Annotated in this window: 8 protein-coding genes; all 8 read right to left on the bottom strand. The window is 46.9% G+C overall.

The genetic code is table 11. The features are described 5' to 3' along the window. Positions 1-19: 19 nt before the first annotated feature. The 8 genes from ltaE to U1I11_RS07195 are packed head-to-tail and all read right to left on the bottom strand — an operon-like array spanning position 20 to position 21383. Complete coding sequence (gene ltaE / locus U1I11_RS07230; RefSeq protein WP_322905173.1) at positions 20-1066, bottom strand: low-specificity L-threonine aldolase; 1047 nt, start codon at positions 1064-1066, stop codon at positions 20-22. Positions 1067-1115: 49 nt separating this feature from the next. After that, positions 1116-1871 (bottom strand): thioesterase II family protein, encoded by a 756-nt coding sequence (locus U1I11_RS07225; protein WP_322905171.1) that lies wholly within the window; start codon positions 1869-1871, stop codon positions 1116-1118. A 14-nt stretch (positions 1872-1885) separates the two neighbouring features. After that, positions 1886-3124 carry a cytochrome P450 gene (locus U1I11_RS07220; protein WP_322905169.1) on the bottom strand — a complete coding sequence of 413 codons (1239 nt, stop codon included), beginning with the start codon at positions 3122-3124 and terminating at the stop codon, positions 1886-1888. Between the two features lie 25 nt (positions 3125-3149). Continuing rightward, positions 3150-5234 carry an amino acid adenylation domain-containing protein gene (locus U1I11_RS07215; protein WP_322905167.1) on the bottom strand — a complete coding sequence of 695 codons (2085 nt, stop codon included), beginning with the start codon at positions 5232-5234 and terminating at the stop codon, positions 3150-3152. A gap of 5 nt (positions 5235-5239) precedes the next feature. Continuing rightward, entirely contained in the window at positions 5240-12355 is a 7116-nt protein-coding gene (locus U1I11_RS07210; RefSeq protein ID WP_322905165.1) for a non-ribosomal peptide synthetase, read from the bottom strand. Between the two features lie 48 nt (positions 12356-12403). Further along, positions 12404-18937 carry a non-ribosomal peptide synthetase gene (locus U1I11_RS07205; RefSeq protein ID WP_322905163.1) on the bottom strand — a complete coding sequence of 2178 codons (6534 nt, stop codon included), beginning with the start codon at positions 18935-18937 and terminating at the stop codon, positions 12404-12406. A gap of 55 nt (positions 18938-18992) precedes the next feature. Further along, entirely contained in the window at positions 18993-19883 is an 891-nt protein-coding gene (locus U1I11_RS07200; RefSeq protein ID WP_322905161.1) for a GHMP family kinase ATP-binding protein, read from the bottom strand. Positions 19884-19901: 18 nt separating this feature from the next. Beyond that, the gene (locus U1I11_RS07195) at positions 19902-21383 is read right to left on the bottom strand and encodes an argininosuccinate lyase (RefSeq protein WP_322905159.1); all 1482 of its coding nucleotides are present in this window, start codon (positions 21381-21383) and stop codon (positions 19902-19904) included. Positions 21384-21580: the final 197 nt, after the last annotated feature.

Here is a 21580-nt window from a genome sequence, read left to right as displayed (position 1 = left end):
TCGTTTCCCCCTGTCCTCATTATGCAAGTATTTGCCGGATCACCTGTAACGCCTGTTCAATCTGTTCCGTTCGTATGCCGGCATGTGTCACCGCACGGATGCGCCCATGTCCCAATTCGTCAACATATACGCCATGTTGTTGCAGAAGCTGTACGACCATTTCCCAAGTAAAACGCGGATCGGTCACACGGAAAAATACAATATTCGTCTCCACCGTCGGCTCGCAAGCAATGCCCGGAATAGCAGCCAATCCTGCCGCCAGACGATTGGCATGGATATGATCTTCTTCCAACCGCTCGACCATTTGCTCCAATGCAACGATGCCTGCCGCGGCAATGACACCCGCTTGCCGCATACCGCCACCGAGCATTTTGCGGATACGATATACGTTTTGAATAAATGATTGACTGCCCGCAACCATCGAACCGATCGGCGCTGATAACCCTTTAGATAGACAAAACTGAATCGAATCGGCATAGGCGGCAATCGTAGCAGCAGGTACACCCAGCGCTATGGCAGCGTTCCAGATGCGTGCACCGTCCATATGTACGGGAATACGATGTTGCTGTGTAAAACGTTGGACATCCGCCAAATAAGATAAAGGCAATACCCGTCCACCCATCCGATTATGTGGATTTTCCAGACAGATTAAACTAGGTAAAGCAAATTGCGGATCATCCGGATCGCGCGGAATCGCCTGTTGCAAATCGTACAAATCCAAGCGTCCATCCGGTTGTGTCTTGATCGGCTCGTACATTACTCCACCGCACACACTGGCACCAGCTGCTTCATAAATGTAAATATCCGACTCATTGCCAACGAGCACTTTTGTGCCACGTGGACAATGCGCCATAATGGAAGCGAGATTCGCCATCGTTCCGCTAGGCATAAAAATGGCAGCTTCTTTTCCTAACATCTCCGCTGCTTTCGTTTCCAACTTTCGTACGGTCGGGTCTTCGCCGTACACATCGTCGCCAAGTTCCGCTTCGGTCATCGCGGTTAACATGGCTGGTGTAGGCAACGTAAACGTGTCGCTACGAAGTTCAATTTTGATCTGTTTGTCCATCGGTATGCCTCCACAACTAACATAGTATTCCGTCTGCACAACTGGCAGATTAGATATAACGCCGCATCGCTTCAGCAATGACGGTCATCAATTCCAGCGGAGCCTGCAAAAAATGATGATGATCTCCGCTTAAAGTTTGGTAAGATACCGATCCATACGCACTCCATCCATCTAACAGAGCAGGATCGACTTCTTGGTCCTCCTGCCAGCCGATAATCGTTACCGGAAACGCCAGTTGTTCCGGTTGCTGTTTCATATAACGGCGGTTCGATTCCAAATCAGCACGCATAATGCCTGTATTCAATTCGATCATATCCGGAATCGGCACCCCGCCCATTTTATAAGTAAGCAGCTCGATTTCGGCAGCAAGTTCATGATCATCCAGCTCCAAAAAACGACCATACGGCCCTTCATGCGGTGCCACCTGTGAGGAAATAAACAGATGTGACGGCAACGGCCCACCATGTTGCATCAATTGCAAGGACGCTTCATAACTCGGCAATGCTGATCCACAATGACCAAAAAAAGCAAATGGACGATCCATATACGGTTGCAGCGCTTCATTTAATTGCTGTGCCAATTGCTCATACGAAGTATAGGTAGGTTCATGGAAGCGAGTTTCCCGTCCGGGCAATTGCAGCGGACAAACTTCAATTTTACCGATAAATTCGGGCCAATGACGATACATACTTGCTCCGCAACCGGAGTATGGAATACAAAACAAGCGTGCTTTGGCAAACGGGGAAGGCTCTTTAATTAACCAAGGATTCGTCCTCATTCCTTGTTCTTCCATCATAAATTCCATAGCAATCACTCCTTTTATGTTCGGGCATATCCACGTACAGGCATATGTTTAATGCCGCTAATAAAATTAGAGCCTAAATATTCGACCGTACCGGTAATCTCAAAATGGTCGTAATGTGCGAACATTTCTTCATACAGCATCGTTAGCGTTTGTTTGGCTGTTTTGTGACCGATACAATAATGCGATCCACTGCCAAACGCAATATGCGGATTCGGCGTTCTGCGAATATTAAATGTATACGGATCATCAAAAATATCCTCATCCCGGTTAGCTGAACCGAGCCAAACGACAACAGCATCACCCTCACGAATCGGCGTACCGTTAATTTCAGTATCACGCGTCGCATACCGCATAAAATGACTGGCTGGTGAAGACCAACGAAACACTTCCTCCAACCCACTATCCATACATTCAGGATGGGCGGCAAAATCGTGATACAAATCCTGCTTGACCAGCTCCAAAAAGGAAAGACTTGCCGCATGCGGAGTCGTCGCTGTAGCGCCCAGAATCAAACTGTAACAATTGGAAATGATCGCACCGGTATCCATCTTGACCCCATCCAATTCCACTCCGGTCAATACGCTAATCAAATCCTGACCTGGCGAGCGCCGCCGTTGACCGACCATATCAAGGAAATAAGCAAACAATTCGCGGTGGGCTTGCTGTAATGTTGCTTCGCCACCTTCAGACAATTGGTATTCCGCATCATCAGGAGCGATCGACATCAATACGAGCCGAGTAAGCAACGGTAAATCTTGTTCAGGTAAGCCCAACATATAACCGCTCACCGCTATCGAAAGTTCAAACATCGCATGTGCGAAATCAAGTCCATCCGCTTCCAAACTGGGCGCGAGCAGCGTACGAATTTTGGCGCGTAATTGCTGTTCATTGTTTGTAACAGGCTGCTGATTAAATCCGCGCTGCAATGGACGGCGAATTTGACCGTGACGCGGTGGGTCTGTAGCTGCCAATTGCTTGCCGCCCGCAGGGTCTTTTATGCCTAGCAAATTTAGCAATGTTCCCCGTTCAGATGTGAATGTTTCATAGTCTTTGAGCACCTGCACCACATCTTTATATTTGGTGAGCGACCAGAAACCGAGTTCCGCATTGACTTGCTGCCAATGCACCGGTGCATCATGACGCATTTTGCGCCAAACCGCATGCGGTTCTCCCTGGCTATATAACAAAGGATCGGTCAAATCGATTTTCCCGATATCGATCAACGACTCGTTCATCGCATGAGCAGATGACATAACTCAACGCCTCCTTTAACTTTCATTATCGTTTAAGTGCTTGCTTCTGATCCTCAACAATGACCGAAAGTTCAGCGACCGTCGGTTGTAAATACAACAAGCGTGCCGGAATTGGCACATCCAGCATCTGTTCCATATCGATAATCAATTCAGACAAAATAAGTGAATCTCCTCCGATGGCGAAAAAGTTATCATGAATACCGACAGGTTCCACGGATAGCTTGGCGCCCCACAATGCGGCTAGCGTCGATTCCAATGTATTGCGCGGAGCAACATACGTCGTCTGCAATCTGCGCGGAGAGCGTGTCGCAACCGGAAGCTGCTGACGGTCAATTTTTCCGTTCGCCGTCAATGGCATATCGTCCAGTGCTATCATCGCCCAAGGAATCATATAAGCAGGCAAATGCTGCCGTAAATACGTATCGATTTGTGCCAACCATTCCGTTTCGGTCGCGCTCGTTTGCTCCAACTGTACGTAAGCAATCAAACGTTTATTGCCATTCGGGTCTTGCTGAGGCATCACGACAGCTGACTGTACCGTTTGAAATTGCATGATCGTTTTTTCAATTTCATCTGGCTCCACCCGGTAGCCTTGAATTTTAACTTGCCGATCTACCCGACCGATAAATTCAATCGTTCCATCCGGCAATTGGCGTACACGATCACCGGTTTTAAACATCCGTGCACCTGGCTGCTCACTCCACGGATTCGCTATAAACGTGCTGGCGGTCGCGGCAGGACGATGCAAATATGCTCTGGCAAGCCCTGCACCGGCTACATACAACTCCCCTACTTCACCGATATCGACCGGCTGCAATTCATCATCACAAATGATCGTCCACGTGCCGTTAATCGGTGTACCGATCGGCACGGTTGTCTGTTCGGTTAGCACCGATGTCGTCCAACAAGTTGAAAATGTTGTATTTTCGGTTGGACCGTATCCGTTCGTAAATCGCAAATGTGGATACGTATGCAGCAACAATTCCAAATGTGGCACCGAAATGACATCCCCGCCTGCCAGCACATGTCGAATATGCTGGAAAGCAGACAAGTATGCATGAACCATCAATTGGAACAAGCCGGCGGTTAACCAGACAACCGTCACCCTTTCCGTCATCATCGTGTCCGCTAACTGATCAGGGCGCACGATCCCAGCGTCGTAAATGACTAGACGTGCACCTGTCCCTAGGCAACACCACATTTCCAGCGTAGACGCATCAAAAGCAACAGGAGAAACGAGCATAAACACATCATCTGCTGTAAACGAGAAATCGGTCGTATTACGCACTAGACGGGCGACTGCGCGATGGGGAATACATACGCCTTTTGGTGTACCCGTTGAACCTGACGTATAACTAATGTAAGCGAGATGTTCCGGTGTAACCGCTACAGCTCCCCGGGCAGGTGCAACCGGTGTAGGTTGCGGCGCATCCAGCACGAACAAAGGAATCGACTGCTCGGCAAACCGATCTACAAACTGACTTGGCGTAATGACTAGACAAGGCGCAGCATCGTCCAATATAAAGGCTAATCGCGCTGCCGGTATGCCGATTTCCAGCCCCAAATAACAACCGCCAGCCTTCAAAATAGCCAACAGCGAAATGATCAAGTCAAAGGAACGATCAGCCAACACCGCTACGATGCGATCCGGTTTGACGCCAAGCTGGACAAGCTTGTCGGCAAGCTGCTCGGCAGCTTCATTCACTTCCCGATACGTCATATGAGCTGCATGATACGTTAAAGCGATTTTGTCCGGTGTTGTCTGTGCCGCATGTTCAAACAATTCATGAATGCATATCGGCTCCTGTTCGGGCGATTCATTGCCGCTTGAAGATTTGCCCGCAGGCACAAGCCATCTGTCCGGTACAGTTACCATTTGATCCGGTGTATTCCAATGTGGGGCAAATGCAGCAGGTGCCGATGCGGACGCATCATACAAATGCAGCGGCTGCAAATTCGTCCATACGGTTTCGATATGCTGCAAACACTGTTCAAATGTGCCCGCAAACCCTGTACGTATCCAGCCGTGAGCAATGCTTTGCTCAGCTGGCCATACGGAATACTGACCTTCATGATTGATAAGCGTAATATAAGGCAAATGAGTCGACATTTGATCTACTCCTTCGTTTCCGAAATATATGGCATTATATGCGACACCATCGCTTTAACATGTTTGCTAGTCATCATCGAATAATGATCAGCTGCTACGATGATCGTATCGATCCGTTCCGCGTAAGGCTGCCAGTCGGCTGCACGTTCCAGCGCCTGCCCTTCATATTGTGCGCCGATCCACATGAATGTACCGGCAAAGCGCTGCGGTGTATGCTCGATCATCGCCTGATAGTTGGACAGAAACAGACGATAAAAATGCTCGGTCTGCTCATCGGTATAATCGATATCTACCGCAGACTTCTCGTCTTGACCAACGTCCAGCTGCTGAGCACCGTGCAGATCATGTAAAAAGTGCTGTTTCAATTCTGTGCTAGCGTAATCGGATAAACGTTCATGCGGCTGACTCACTCGGGAATCAAGCAGTACTAAATGCGCAACTTCATCCCCCGCTTGTACGAGCTGACACGCCATTTCATGCGCAACTACACCGCCAAATGACCAACCGAGCAATGAATACGGGCCCTCAGACTGAATGGTTCGAATCGATTGTATATATTGCGCCGCCAATTGTTTGATCGAAACCGGTGTCAGTTCGGTCACCCGCTCTGCTTCATGAGCATATAAACGCTGATCCTGAATCGCATAAACCGGCTGATCTGCTCCGAGCGCATCCGGCAAAGTGTGATAACACATCGCACTGCCTCCAACCGGATGAATACAAAACAGCGGCAAACGCGAACCTGTCGCACGTAAAGCAATCAGCTCGGATACAGATGGCGTTGCCGCTGAATGATCCGTTAGCAACAAAGCTAAACGCTCCACCGTAGGATGCTCCAAAACAGCCGACAGCGGCAGCTTTTTGCCAAATTGCTGTTCGATATGCGCCACCAATTGAATCGCCAACAATGAATGACCGCCCCAATGGAAAAATGATTCATTTACACCGGGAACTTGCACACCGAGAAGCTGTTCCCATAACTTCAACAGTTGATGTTCCGTCCAACTACTAGCTGCGCGGTAATTGGCAGCAGGCTCTGGATGAGCGTGCATAGCCGTATGCGCGAGCGCTTTACGATCGATTTTCCCGCTTGTTGTCACCGGCATATTGTCCAGCCAAATCCAACGAGACGGAATCATATAATGAGGCATATACAATTTTAAATATTCGTATAACTCGTCTATGTCAGGTGTGTCGCCCTTCAGCTGTGGCACGATACAAGCAATCAGTTGAATATGATCCGCATCTCCAATCGTACACAATGCACATGCAGCTACATGTGGATGTGTTGCCAATTTGGCTTCAATATCACCCAGTTCAATCCGAAAACCGCGTATTTTCACTTGATGATCGAAACGACCGAGATACTCAATCGCCCCGTTGGTCAAATATTTCACTTGATCACCAGTTTTGTACAAACGCGCTGCCGGATCATCGCTAAACGGATCGGCAATAAATCGTTCCGCGTTCAGTTCCGGTCGATTGTGATAACCACGCGCCAGACAAACGCCACCAATGTACAGCTCTCCAGGCACTCCTACTCCAACCCGCCTACCATGCTGGTTAAGCACACGTATATACACATTGGCGATCGGCATCCCGATCGGCACAATCGTATCCCCTTTGCGACAAGCCCAGCTTGTCACATCAACCGCCGCTTCGGTAGGACCATACAGATTGTGCAGCTCACACGATAAACGTGCAAAAAACTGCTGTTGCAAAGCCGGTGATAATGCCTCACCGCTACATATCACTTTTTGCAAACAGCTACATTGCTCCACGCCAGGCTGTGCCAGAAAAGCGTGCAACATCGAAGGTACAAAATGAACGATCGTAATCTGGTATTGGCAAATCGTATCTAGCAAATACTGCGGATTTTTATGTCCATCCGGCTCTGCCATCACCAATCCGGCACCGGTCATTAATGGCCAGAAAAATTCCCATACCGATACATCAAACGTAAATGGCGTTTTTTGCAAAATTCGATCCGTAACGCTCAATTGATATTGTTCCTGCATCCATAACAAACGATTGGCGATCGCTTTATGTTCAATCAGCACTCCTTTCGGTTTACCGGTCGAACCGGAAGTATAAATCATATACGCCAATTGCCCAGGATTATACGCCAGCTCCAAATTTTCGCATGACTCCTCATCGATCGCACGTAACAACTGTTCGATATCCAGCACCGTTCCCGCATAGCGCGCAAATAAAGCTGCCGATTGCTGATTCGTAATAATTAATGTTGGAGCGGCATCTTGAACGATCTCCTCCATATAGTGAACAGGATGCTGTGGATCAAATGGCACATACGCACCACCCGCTTTCAAAATAGCCATTAAAACGAGCGGCAACTCGGCTGACCGCTCCAGACAAACACCAGCTTTCAGCTCCGTATCCAATCCATGTTTACGCAAATAATGCGCGATTCGATTAGCTTGTTCATTGCATTCACGATAGCTAAGTTGTTGATCACGATACATAATCGCGATGTTATCCGGTGTGCAAGCCGCTTGCTGTTCAAATAATGTATGCAGCAGATGAGGACGTGGAAATAAACGAGCGGTTTCGTTCCAACTGTTTATTTCTGCCTGTTCAGCAGCCGTCAATAATGATTGACGATCAGCTTCGGTATCCGTATCGTGAGCCGCATAATGGAGCGCCTGCAAGTAATAGCCCGCAAGACGCCGAATCTGCTCATCGTCAAACAAGCTTTGATCCCAGCGTAACGCCAGTCTTAGCTCGCCTTGCTCCCCTTCCAGCGAAAATTCCGCTCCAAAAGGAAAACTGTTATCCGCATAGCCTGGTTGCTCAACAATACGCAACTCATGGTAAGAACCAAGCTTTTGCTCTGACACATAAAAATGCGTAAAGTTAAAAAACGTTTCAAACAGTGGCTCGCCACCAATATCGTGTTGAATTTGAGCCATCGGATAATGGCGATGCTGTAACATGTCCTTTTCCGTTTCCCATGCCTGTTGTGCAATCGATCGCCAGCTTCCACCATCAAGACGCAGTCGAAACGGTAATGTATTCAAAAATAAACCGAGTATGCGATCCCCATCTGTTTGCTGTGGACGACCATGAAATAAAACGCCAGATGTAATATCCTGTTCGTTCGTAATCGTTTTTAACACTTGCATATGGACGGCAATCAACCAGCTTTTTAACGGAATCATTGTCGTTTGTGCCAATTCGCGCAGTGCCAAAGACAGCGCAGCCGGAATCTCGACGTCTTGCAGCTGCATCGCAGGAGCGGTCGCTTTTTTCAGCCTCCAACGCGGCAATACGGTACGCGCAAATCCGTCCAGTGCCTGCTTCCAATAATCACGCTGTTCCGGCGCTTGCAACGCGAGCTGTTCTTCTCTCACATGCTGTTTAAACGATGACTGCAATGGCACTAGCGGCTGTAATGATTGCCCTTGTAACAATCGATCTACCGTTTCAAACCATTCTGTCGTAAAATGCGCTACACTCCACCCATCCAAAATTGCATGATGCATCACTAGCATCATATAAATATGATCTTCAGCCACTTGTACGATACGAACACGCAACAAAGCTTGACTCCAATCAAACGGCGTATTCATTTCCGCGTCTACCCAACGGCGAACTACATGCTGTTCATCCTCGGCATGATGACGCTCGTCCACATAATGGATCAACATTTTCCCTTGTGTATGTACCAGTTGTAATGGCACACGATAATGAGTAAGATCAAATGTCGTTCGCAGCACAGCATGACGCTCCATTAACCGCTGCAAAGCCTGCTCCCATATCGCTTGCTCAAAATGACCGTGGATGGAAAAGTGGATCAAATCATGATACAACTTGGCATGCGGATGCAATTCATTTTGAAATAACATGCCTTGCTGCATTTGGGTAAGTGGATACGCTTCCTCTACATCATCAGGCAAAAGAGCTTGTTCGGTCGCTGTAATTAGATCGTATGGGACATCTATGTGCACAGTTTCGCTGCTCACTGCTGTGACATGGGGAGCAAGCGCTTGAATCGTTTGATACGATAATATGTCTTTGATGCTCAGGTGCAAATTATGCTCTTTAGCGAGCGCGATCATGCTTAACATACGGATCGAGTCGCCACCGCACGCAAAATAATTATGTTGAATACCGAGCTGCTCCACCTGTAAAACTTGCTGCCAAATATGGACAAGCTTTTTTTCCGTTTCATTCGTCGGTTGTACCGTCCCCGTTACGACTGAACGATGAGGTGATGGTAGACGGCGTTTGTTTGACTTTTCCGGCAGTCGCTCTACAGTGTAGATGTGCCGCGGAATCCAATGTTCTGGCAACTGTTCACCCAAACGATATTGCAGCTCTGACATCGTAATCGCTGCGCCAGGCTGAACGACTACAAACGCAATCAACATTTGAGCGGCATTAACTTCAACCATAACTTCACGAATTTGCGGCATATTCAAGCAAACTTCGTGTATGTACGGCAGCGGAAGCGGTGAGCCGTTCAGCTCGATTTCATCTTGTTTGTTGTATAACCATTCGATTTGTCCATCTCGCCCTAGTCGACAATAATCATCGGTTCGATACAACCAGAGGCGATCGGTTTTATGATCCACTCGCTCGCTCCAGCGCGCATCTGACAACTCGGCATGGAAAACGGTTGCTGCTGGACAATCCCATTCACCGATATGCAATGTTCCGGCGATACCAGGTGGCATCATCTGCCCCGCCTGATCAAGCACGTACAATGGCTGGCTTTCCAAGCCAACTCCGATGCTTCGATCCGTACGTTCATAACGATTACCGTCCAGCGGAAGCGTTCGATAGCTAATGACACCCCCCCATGCACGCACACTATGAATATGAACAAGCTGCAATTGCGCGCTGGAAACGTTATGCCGTTCTAACCATGTTTGCATCGATGGTACGGTGATCGTTTTCCCTGTAATAAATAGCGTTTTTAGTGCAAGCTTGTGCTGTTCATGACGATCAGCTAATGACATCCATGTCGTTAACGAATGACAGCCTAGTGTAAAACGAGTCACCTTTTCCAGTTGTACAAGCTCCAACACATATTGCGGCTGGTCATACATCCAATCCGGTACGATTACTAATGTCGCCCCACTGAACAATGCGCCGCCGATTTCCCATAGTGCCAACTCATGGTCAAGCGGTTGCGACCATGCCCACACATCCGTCTTCTCCAACGTAAACGCCTGTGTAGCTAATTCATTCATCCGTAACAAACGATAATGTGGCACGACAACCGATGCTGCATCGCTTTCTGCCGTCCAATACATATACGCAGCTTGATGGGCAGCCACATGCCGATTCGGATCAATGCCCTGCTGTGCACAATCGTCTACCTGTTCAAGACATACGATATGCGCGGACAATGAGGACAGATGGCGAACAAAATATTCATTAGTGATGACAGCGTGTACACCTGTCCTTTGTAAACGTCGCTCGTTAAAAGCAGCCGGATGGGCAGCATGTAAAGGAACACAACAACCCCCTACTTTCCAAATCGCTAACAGGCTAGCAATCGCCTCGGCAGAAGGTTCCAACCAGAGCGCGATATATGCCCCTGTTGGGATGCCGAGTTTTAACAAATGAGCGGCAATCCCGTTTGCCTTCTCATTAAGCTGTGTATACGTTAGCGATGTGCCCTGATGACGAAGCGCCAGCTTATCAGGCGTATGCTTGGCATAATATTCAAACCGTTCATAACAGCTTTGTACGTGCACCAACTGTGCTAATGCCGATGCAGATGAAGACGACTCGGGTTCATTCGTTGCCACCATCTGTGCATCGTAAACCGGAAGATGCCAAATCCGCTGCTGCTCATCATTCACAATCTGCTCGATCAACTGCACAAAATGCTGCGTCAGTTGTGCAATTAGCGGTTGATCATATAAATGTTTCTGATATTCCCAAATTCCGTACAAGCCATCCTCTGTGTGCATCATATCCAGATACAACTCAAATTTCGCTGTGCCCAATGCCAGGTCGACAGGCTGAATAGTCAGTCCGGTCAAATCCAGTTCCAATTTGGAATCGTTCTGAAAAGCAAACATCGCTTGGAAAATAGGCGTCTGCCCTAAATGCCGTTCCGGTGCCAATCGTTCGACTACCAGATCAAATGGAACATCCTGATGATCGTAAGCTTCCAGCATCGTTGTACGCACTTGCAGCAACAGATCGACAAAAGTCGGGTTATGCTGCACATTCGTTCGCAATGCCATCGTATTGACAAACATCCCTACGATCGGTTCCAGCTCGGGATGATTGCGATTAGCAATCGGTGTGCCCACCACAATGTCGTGTTGTCCGGAAACACGAGCAAGCAACACCTGATACACAGCCAACAGACCGATATACAGCGTCGTGCCTTTGCTGCTGCACAATTGCGAAAACCGTTCAGTCAGATCACTTGCAATCCGAAAATCAAATGTCGCTCCTGCATTATCGTATTGCAAAGGACGATTTGCCGGCACAGGCAAATCCAACACAGGCAGTTCCCCTTGCAAATGCTGTTCCCAAAAGCGCAGTTGCTGTTCCAACTGCTCCCCTTGTAAATAATCTTTTTGCCATTGCGCAAAGTCAGCGACTTGAATGTCCAGCTCAGGCAATGGTGCGGCTATCCCTTGCAGCTCAGAACGATATACTATACTCAACTCGCGCAGCAAAATCGAACAAGACCAACCGTCCGTCACAATATGATGCATATTGAGCAACAAATAATGCTCGGTCGGATGAACTGTATCCAAATACACTCGAAAAAGCGGAGCTTGCTCCAAGGAAAACGGTTCACGAATATGCGCCAGCATTCGCTGCTCTACCGTATTCATGTCGCCATTCGGTAATACACCGTATTGAATATCACATTTCAGCTCCGGTACGATCCGCTGCATAATCTCACTGTCTTCGACAGCAAAGTAAGTGCGCAACGATTCATGCCTTTCCACCAAACGATCTATGCTATGTTGCAATACTTCCGCATACAGATGACCTGTAAGCTTGAACAATAAAGGCACATGATAAACTGCCGGATCAGACACGGTCTCTTGCACAAACCAGATTCTTCTCTGTGCAAAAGAAGCCGGAAACGAATAATGGCTCGTATCAAATGTTGTACTCAATCGTTCAGTCCTCCTTTTCGAGCTCATACTTTACACTGATTACACCTGTTAACGGCTGGAACTACGTGGCAGTCTGGACATTTTGGGAATCGATACTGTAGCGGCAGTGCCTGCCTGTTCGAGTTCATCCAAAAACTGTGCCATCTCTGCAATCGTTGGTGCATCAAAGATCGCTTTGACCGGTATTTGCTTGGCAAATTCCGTTTGTACCGCTGAAGCAATCTGTGTCGCCAATAATGAATGACCACCGATATCGAAAAAGTTTTCGTCAATACCGAGCTGTTCACGTTGTAGCAATTGGCACCAGATTAACGCCAATCGTTGCTCGGTCGCAGTGACAGGCAGCTTCACCGTTTCAGTAGTCGACCGCGCATGATCTAGTTGCGGCAAACGCGCATAATCGATTTTGCCGCCTGCGGTCATCGGGAATTGCTCTACGCTCACATAAAAAGCAGGCTGCATATACGCCGGCAGCTGTTGTTTGATGCGTTGTCGAATCTCGTCCAATGACACATCAAGCGTGCTGCATTTTAAATAAGCAATCAGTTGTTTATTATGCTGAGGCTGTTGCTGACTGACGATCACGATCGCTTTCTCGATCATTTCGAGTTGTTCCAGCTGATTGGCAATCTCACCCAGCTCTACCCGATAACCTCTAATTTTAACCTGTGCATCTTTGCGTCCGATATATTCGATCTGACCATCCGGCAAATAACGCACATAATCGCCGGTACGGTACAAACGCTCCTCTGCCCGAAACGGATTGGCAATAAACGCTTGTGCGGTCAATTCCGACTGCCCCCAGTACCCGCTAGCAAGCCGTGTGCCGCCGATAAACAGCTCGCCTGTTACGCCGATTGGCACGAGCTGTAACGCCGAGTCGAGTACGTATAAACGTGTATTGGGCAAAGCGCGACCGATCGGAAGATCACCGCGTCGTTCGATCCATTGATCCTGATCATCATAAAAAGAAGTTGCCGCTACCGTAGCTTCCGTCGGCCCATACGCATTATTCCAGCGCACACGCGTACCGGTTATCGCTTTCCATTTTTGATACAAAGATACAGATGCTTTTTCTCCACCAACCGATACTAGTTTGAGCGAATCCGGTATATGATCGCTGTCATTCCATTCGCTAACGAGCAAATGCCAGTAAGCGGTAGGCAAATATAGCACACTGATTTGTTTTTCATTTAACCAACGTACAAATTCATGTGTATCTACAACCGATGACGGACGTAATACAAGCGTCGCCCCTGCCAATAAAGTTGGGAATATTTCGTGGATCGAAAAGTCAAAACTAATCGCTGAAAATTGCACTACCCGATCATCAGCAAGCAAATGATTGCTTTCCATCACTGTCATCGTATGATCCAGCAAAGCAATTTCAGGAATGACGACGCCTTTCGGATGCCCGGTTGAACCGGAAGTATAAATCATATAAGCGGCATGCTCGATATCGATCTGTGCCGCAAATGCGCTCGTCATTGTTGGCTCTGAAACGGCAAGCTGCGGATCGGTTTGTTGTAACGAATCCACTGTGATCACACATGGATGGCTAACCGGCAAGATGTCAGCTAAGGCAGTCGTCGTCAAAATAGCAGACATTTGGCTATTTTGTACCATCCATTGAATGCGCTCTGTCGGATATTCCGGGTCCATCGGAACAAAACAAGCTTCCGTTTTCAACACCGCCAGCATAGACGCAATCAATTCAATGGAACGTTTCATATAAATGCCGATCACAGTGTTGCGATTCGTGTTGGCAACTTGCAGCCGTTGTGCGATCGATTGAACTTGCGCTTGCAGTTGTTCATACGTGACTATGCGCTCGGCATCTTCAATCGCAATCGCATGATGGTACACATTAGCGATATGAGAAAATTGCCGATACACTCCTTGTTGTTCCCATTCTGGATCGCTATCCACCCGCTTCGTCTCATTCCAGGTGACGGCGATCTGCTCTGTTTCCTGTTCGTCCAAAATGGCAGTTCGCGATACTGGCGCATCCGGCTGGACAAGCATCTGATGGAGCAGACGCATATAATGACGGGCAAAACGCTCGATCGTCTCCGGTGCAAACAAATCTGTAGCATACTCAATCGTCACATACAGCTCATCTTGCTCCTCAATAAACATACTAAGATCAAACAACGAATTTACCGTGTCCAGCTCATACGGACGACACGACACAGACAGATCAGCACTATGAAACGGATCGCTTTGCAGCGAAAACATCACCTGAAACAAAGGTGAGAAATCGGCTGAACGTTCCAAATTCAGCTCCTGTACTAGCTTTTCAAACGGTACATCCGGATGTGCAAATGCTTCCAGCACGGTCTTTTTGACCTGCTGCACCAATTCGTGCCATGTTGTCTCAGCATTGATGCCGGTACGTATCACCAATGTATTAACAAAAAAACCGATAACATGCTCCCACTCCGCACGATTACGATTGCTCATAGGTGAACCAACCAGTACATCTTCAATGCCTGTGTAACGATACAGTACAGCTTTGAAGGCAGCCAGCATCGTCATATATAACGATACGTCTTGTTGATTGCTGAATTGTTTAATCCGCTCGGCAAGCTCAGCTTCAATGTGAAAATTAAATTGCGCTCCGTTAAAAGATTGCTGTGCCGGTCGTGGATAATCGGCAGGCAACTGCATAACTGGCAGCTGACCTTGCAGTTGCTGCTGCCAATATTCCAGTTGCTGCTGCTGACGCTGACCTTGCAACATCTCGCGTTGCCAAAGTGCATAATCGGCATAATGCAGCGTCCGCTCTACTTGCGGTTGTGTAAGCCCTTGTCGGTAAGCTTCGTAAGCTTGCCACCATTCCTGCTCAAGCAAAGACATCGACCAGCCATCAAAAATAATATGATGTACAACGATCAACAACACCGCTTCCGTATCGTTCAATCGATACACATACGCCCGCAATAACGGATCAACCGCCAAGTCAAACGGTTGTTGTTCCTCCGTTTGCAGCGCAGCATGCAGTCGTTCCAACTGCTGTAGCTGCTGCCGCAAATCGATGATGCTCAGCTCCCCTTTTCGTGCGGGATGGATCACCTGAAGCGGTACACCGTTCGGACTCACAAAATTAGTACGCAAGCTTTCATGGCGATCGATCAACTGCTGATAACTCTGTTGCAGCGCTTCGATATCAAGCTGTCCATCTATATGAATCGCTTTGGAAATGTTATATACCGCTGTCGATTGATGCCATTGTTCAAAAAACCAGATTCGTTCCTGTGCATACGATAATGGCATATAAGACTGACGCGGCGCAGGCATAATCGGTTTTTCCGTCTGCTGTAGCTGCTGCTTGCCATATTCATCCACATCATTGGCAAAATCGACCAGCCTCGGATATTCAAACACACTGTGCAGCGGCACTTCCATCGAGAACACCTGACGAATGCGTGAGATTACTTTGATCGCCAGCAATGAATGTCCGCCCAGTTCAAAGAAGTGATCCTCTTGTCCGATATTGTGATGGCCGAGAATTTCAGCCCAGATGGCAGCGATTGCTTTTTCCGTATGGGTAACCGGCTCCTGCTTTTTGGCAATGCCCATATTTCGCACCGGTTCAGGCAATGCGGAACGGCTTATTTTGCCACTCGGTGTTAATGGCATACGTTCAATTTGCATAAAAATCGTCGGAATCATATAATCCGGCAATTGCGTTTTTAAATATTTACGCAATTCCAGTTCATCGATCTGCTGATCGGATACAATGTAAGCAACCAATTCCTGAATGCTCTGCTGTTCACCGGAGTAGCCTACGACTACCGTTTCTTTAATCGTGTTCATCGTTGCGATTACGGCTTCCACTTCGCCTGGTTCAACACGAAAACCGCGAATTTTAATCTGGTCATCGATCCGACCTAGAAATTCCACACTACCGTCGGCTAACATACGCGCTAGATCGCCTGATTTATACATCCGTTGACCTCGTTTAGCGGCAAATGGATTAGGAATAAAGCGTTCTGCCGTTAATGTTTCCCGATTCAGATACCCTCTTGCCAAACATATGCCACCGATATACAGCTCACCACATACACCGATCGGTACAGGCTGCAATTGAGGGTCCAAAATATAAATTTCGCAATTATCGATCGCATGTCCGATCGGTGGCAACGGATGAATATCGTCCATATTGTTGATCATTTGCGCGGTAACTACATGCGTTTCTGTAGGCCCATAATGATTTTGCAGCACACATTCGCCAAGTTGTTTGTGCCACTTTTTGATTTGTGGCGTAATGCGCAGCTGTTCGCCTGAAACGGTAATATCTTTAATTTGGTAGTCGGCATGTTCTACATGCTCTGCTACTTCCGCCACCTGCTGCAAACTAATATAAGGCAAATGCAGTCGCTGCACTTGCTCGTCAATAATGATCTGCAACAATCGCTCAGGATTTTTGCGCGTCTGTTCATCGATTAGCACTAGCTTCCCGCCCGTGCAAAATGCTGAGAAAAATTCATGAAATGACATATCAAAATTCAAAGTCGAAAACTGCAATATCGTTGTTGGACCGGTATGGGTCACATTTTTCATCTGCCAGGCGAGCAAATTGACGATCGGGCGATGATCCATAACGATACCTTTTGGCTTTCCAGTTGAACCGGAAGTGTATAATATGTACAAAATATGATCCGGTGTAACACCCGATACAGGCGCTTCATCCGCAGCTTCAAGTTCACGCCAATCGTCCAACACTAAGCGTGTAATCGGCGCTTGTTCCAGTAACGAAAACAGAGAAGATTGTGTCAATACGACCGAAATGGCAGTATCTTCCAAAATATAATGCAAACGATCCGATGGATAAGAAGGATCAAGCGGCACATAGGCTCCACCTGCCTTTAAAACACCCATCACCGCGATTATCATTTCCAATGAGCGTTCCATACAAATCCCGACACAAACATCAGGTGCTACTCCATCTTGTTGCAAAACGATAGCCAGTCCGTTGGACAATCTGTCCAGCTCTCGATAACTTAACTGCTGTTCGTTAAAAACGACCGCTACGGCATCAGGTGTGCGCTGTACCTGTTGTTCAAAATAATGATGCATGCACAACTGGTCTGGATACGGAGTTTCGGTAGCATTCCATGCGTTTAATTGGTTGATCTCCGACTCCGATAAATAATCCAATTGAGCGATCGCTTGCTCGGGATGCTGTATCACACTTTCCAGCAATTGCACATAATGACCGATCATGCGTGTGATCGTTGCTTCTTTGAACAGATCGGTATTGTACTCGACTCCACCTGACATCGTATCTCCATGCTCGATCAACGTAAGTTCCATATCGAATTTGGATGTTTTGTTATCTGTATCCAATGAACGCACATGCAATCCTTCAAGCTGCAAATGAGCATCATCAATCAGATTAAACAAAATTTGAAACAAAGGTGTTTCGCCTGCTTTGCGTTCCGGCTGTACTGTTTCTACGACCATATCAAACGGTACATCCTGATTGGCATAAGCGTCCAGCGTCTCGCGTTGCACTTCTTTGAGCACATCCACAAATGACATTTCCGCCGCTACCGCTGTGCGAATTACGAGTGTATTTACAAAAAAACCGACCAGCTGTTCCACTTCTTCGCTATTTCGGTTGGCAGCAGGTGTACCGACGACCAGTTCTGTTTGGCGGGTGTACCGATACAGCAAAATATTGTAAACCGCCAAAAAGGACATAAATGGCGTAGTACCATAAGTACGACCGAGTGCTTTAAATGCCTGTGTAACTTCATCCGGAATGGCAAAAGCGATAAAAGCTCCGTTAAATGCCGGACGCGAAGGTGCCGGGAAATCATATGGAAGCTGTAAAGAAGGCAGATGGCCACTTAGCTTCTGCTTCCAGTATTGCAACTGCTGCGCCATTTCGCCACGCTCGATCAACTCGTTTTGCCAGTGCGCATAGTCCGCATATTGAATACGCAAAGGCAGTAACGGAAACGCGGTATCATTTTTGTTCGCTTGGTATAATTGCTCCAGCTCTTTACACACAATGCCCATCGACCAGCCATCAAATACGATATGATGAATATTTAAAACAAAAAAGTATTGTTCCGCCCCGACAGCTATTAAATGCGCACGCAAAAGGGGGCCTGTCGCCAGATCAAATGGAGCTTCCGCTTCCTGTTGAAACAACTCGTTTGCAGTCACTGATTTGATATGATCCGCCAGATGAGACACATCCGTAAATGTCCAATCATAAATTGGAAGCGGATTAATCGTTTGAAACACATCGCCATCTTGCGAAGTAAATGTCGTTCGTAGCGCCTCATGTCGCTGCACAATTTGCGTAATGCTTTGTTTTAATGCCTCGCTATGCAATGCACCGGTAATATGGAACAAAAATGGAACATTGTAAAACGCATGTTGTGGATACAATTGATTTAAAAACCACATCCGTTTTTGCGCAGACGATGCGGGACATGCCCCATTACGCTCAACAGGCTGGATTGTAGCATCGACAGGCTGCTGATGTTGTTTTTGTTGTAATAATTTATGTAATAATGCTTGTCTAGATGTAGAAACCGTATCTTTGCGTGTGAATGAATCCATGACTACTACCCCTCTCATATCGTCGATATTATGATGATTCATGTACAAATGCAGCCTAGCCGTAAGTATGAAAAATCGTCACTTCGCCTTGCAATTGATTCATCAAATGATACGTTTGGTGCAATTGTCGGCAATATTCCGCATTGCCGGGGTCGAGCAAAATGCCGCTACATGTGCCACTATGCGTAATAATAATCCCTAGCCCTTTGACCGTATCGCAAATTTCAAGCACATCATGCAGTTGTTGTTTATGTAATAGCTTTTGATTCAATATCGCACTACGGGTCGAAATGCGTCCGACCGTCAGCAGATCATTTTGTTTAAGCGCCAGTGAAATATGATCTAACAAATGGTCATATTCCAGTCGGTCTTCCGGTTCAAAGCGGATTGACATTTTGTTAAATTCAGCTGTGCTCACCTCCCCCCCTTCATCAATGCTCACGATGGAAAGTGGCGGTACCGGACCAAGACATTCACGCAACCTGACTTCACGGTGATAATAGGAAACGATGCCCTCATACATTACTCCGTCCGTAGGTTCAATTTCCCGGATCAAATCTTCCAATTCAGATTGCGACAGATTCAGTTGAAAGCAACTGTCCACTGCACGAGCAGTAGCGACAATATCGGCAGAAGAACTGGCAAGCCCTTTGCCGATCGGAAGATTGCTGTCAATTTCAATCCAGCCACCTGGCGGAAGCCCATACCGTTCTAATATTTTTTGCGCAATCTGTTTGGATTTCAAACGATGACTCGGTGATACGATCAATTCCGTTGCATCCGGTAACGAACGAAACGTAACCTGTGAATAACGGTTAATCGGCAATGTGATCAAAAAATGATGTTGATCACTACCTACACCTTGAAGCAATTCACCAAAAGTACCAAATGATTTGCCTGTTCCTACTAACAAGGCTGCATGTTTGTGTTCCAAATATGAGCTCATCTGTTCATCCCTCCTGATTCAGCAAAACAGATACGTTTGGCTTCGTTCCTTCGCTATGTTGAGTTTTTGCCATTGCAAACTGCGCTCCTTTTGCTGTAAGGACAGTAGCTGCAACACTTCCTCCGGATGCGTAGAGCCTGCGGAACGTTTAGCGAACAATGCCTCGGCAGCCGAAAAGCATTGTTTCAACATCGCTGGTGAGATCATTACCGTATAACCAGCTGCTGTACATAAATGTTGTAAATAATCCACATCGATATCGTCCGGCATGCGGTGCTGCTCAATCATCCGAGTAATATATTGTCCTGCCAAAATTTGCGCTGTTCGGTAAGGAATCGCAAACATTAACGTAAGTTGGTTAGCTAGCGAAAAACCACCAAAAAACTCTGCCTTGCACCGCTCACGCATATGTTCAACATTAAATTTCATATGTGGAAGCACATAGGTTAACAGTTGCAGTGCCATGCTCATCGTGTTGATTAATGTAGCAAATCCGCTTCCTCCTTCTTTGGCGGTTTCTACCATATTCGTATAAGGTGTACGTTGTTGGCCCATCACAATATCGATGTAATAAGCCGGAATATGTGCAAACTTACCTCTTATTCTTTCCAAAATAGTAAAATTTTTCTTTTGAGGCATAGCCGAAGAAATACTACTCAAATGATCCGGAAGATCAAAAAAGCGGTATTCACTACTTCCCCAATGCATAAAATCAGTCATAAATCGGCTAAATGTAACACTGGCGTTAGATAGCTCAGCTCCAATTAAAAGCATAAAATCTTTGGAAGCAACCCCTGTTAACGCGTGGCGACAACATTTTTCAAACCCTAGCATCTGCGCCATACGTTGCCGATCCCACGGCAATTCCAACCCCGCCATCGCCCCTGATCCTAACGGACATTCATCCAAGCTTTGCCAATGCTGATAAAGTCGCTCCGCTACTTGCATAATCTGTTCCGACATTCCCGCCAAATAAAATCCTACGCTAATTAGCTGTGCCGATTGATAATGCGTATACCCAGGCATTTGCGTATAGGCATGCTCTGTAGCAAGCGGCTGCATACGCTCTGCCAATATGTATAAATCAGCGATCAAATCAAGCAAGCGGTCTCGTGCCAACATTAATTGAGCGGTTGCCTGTACATCATTACGACTGCGATCCAAATGCCATGCAGCTATACGTTCCGGCACATGCCTGTTAACATGACGCTCAATCGCAAACAAAATATCGGTCATATTTTCACCGGGATCAGCTACGAGCGAATCTTGGTCTATTTGATCAAGCGCTTGCAAAACAGTCTGCAAAGCTTCCGGTGTGAGCATTCCCAGTCGTTCGTATTCAATTGCCATTACTTTTTCAATCGTTATGTAATACTCTAGCAAATGCTGCACTTCGTACTGAAATTGCGGATATAAAATGTGATCATGTATGTATGTACTAGGCAGCTCCAATAAACGTCCAGTTAGCAAATTCTCGGTTTTCCCGTTAAATTTCTGCATATTTTCCCTTTCTGTACGCCTATGAAATAGGATTTTATGTTTGATATCGATTTGGATGCAATTCAGTTTATATTACATTTTTTGTATATTATTATCTAAAAAAGTTTTTTTGGAAAATTAACCCTTTATAGTATTATGATACAAAAAAGGTGACTCACAAGCAATCTATTTTTATAACTAAAATCTGATAACTGTTT

The organism is Paenibacillus campi, assembly GCF_034659835.1.
Lineage (GTDB): Bacteria > Bacillota > Bacilli > Paenibacillales > Paenibacillaceae > Saccharibacillus > Saccharibacillus campi.
This window is presented reverse-complemented; position numbering and strand designations above follow the sequence as displayed.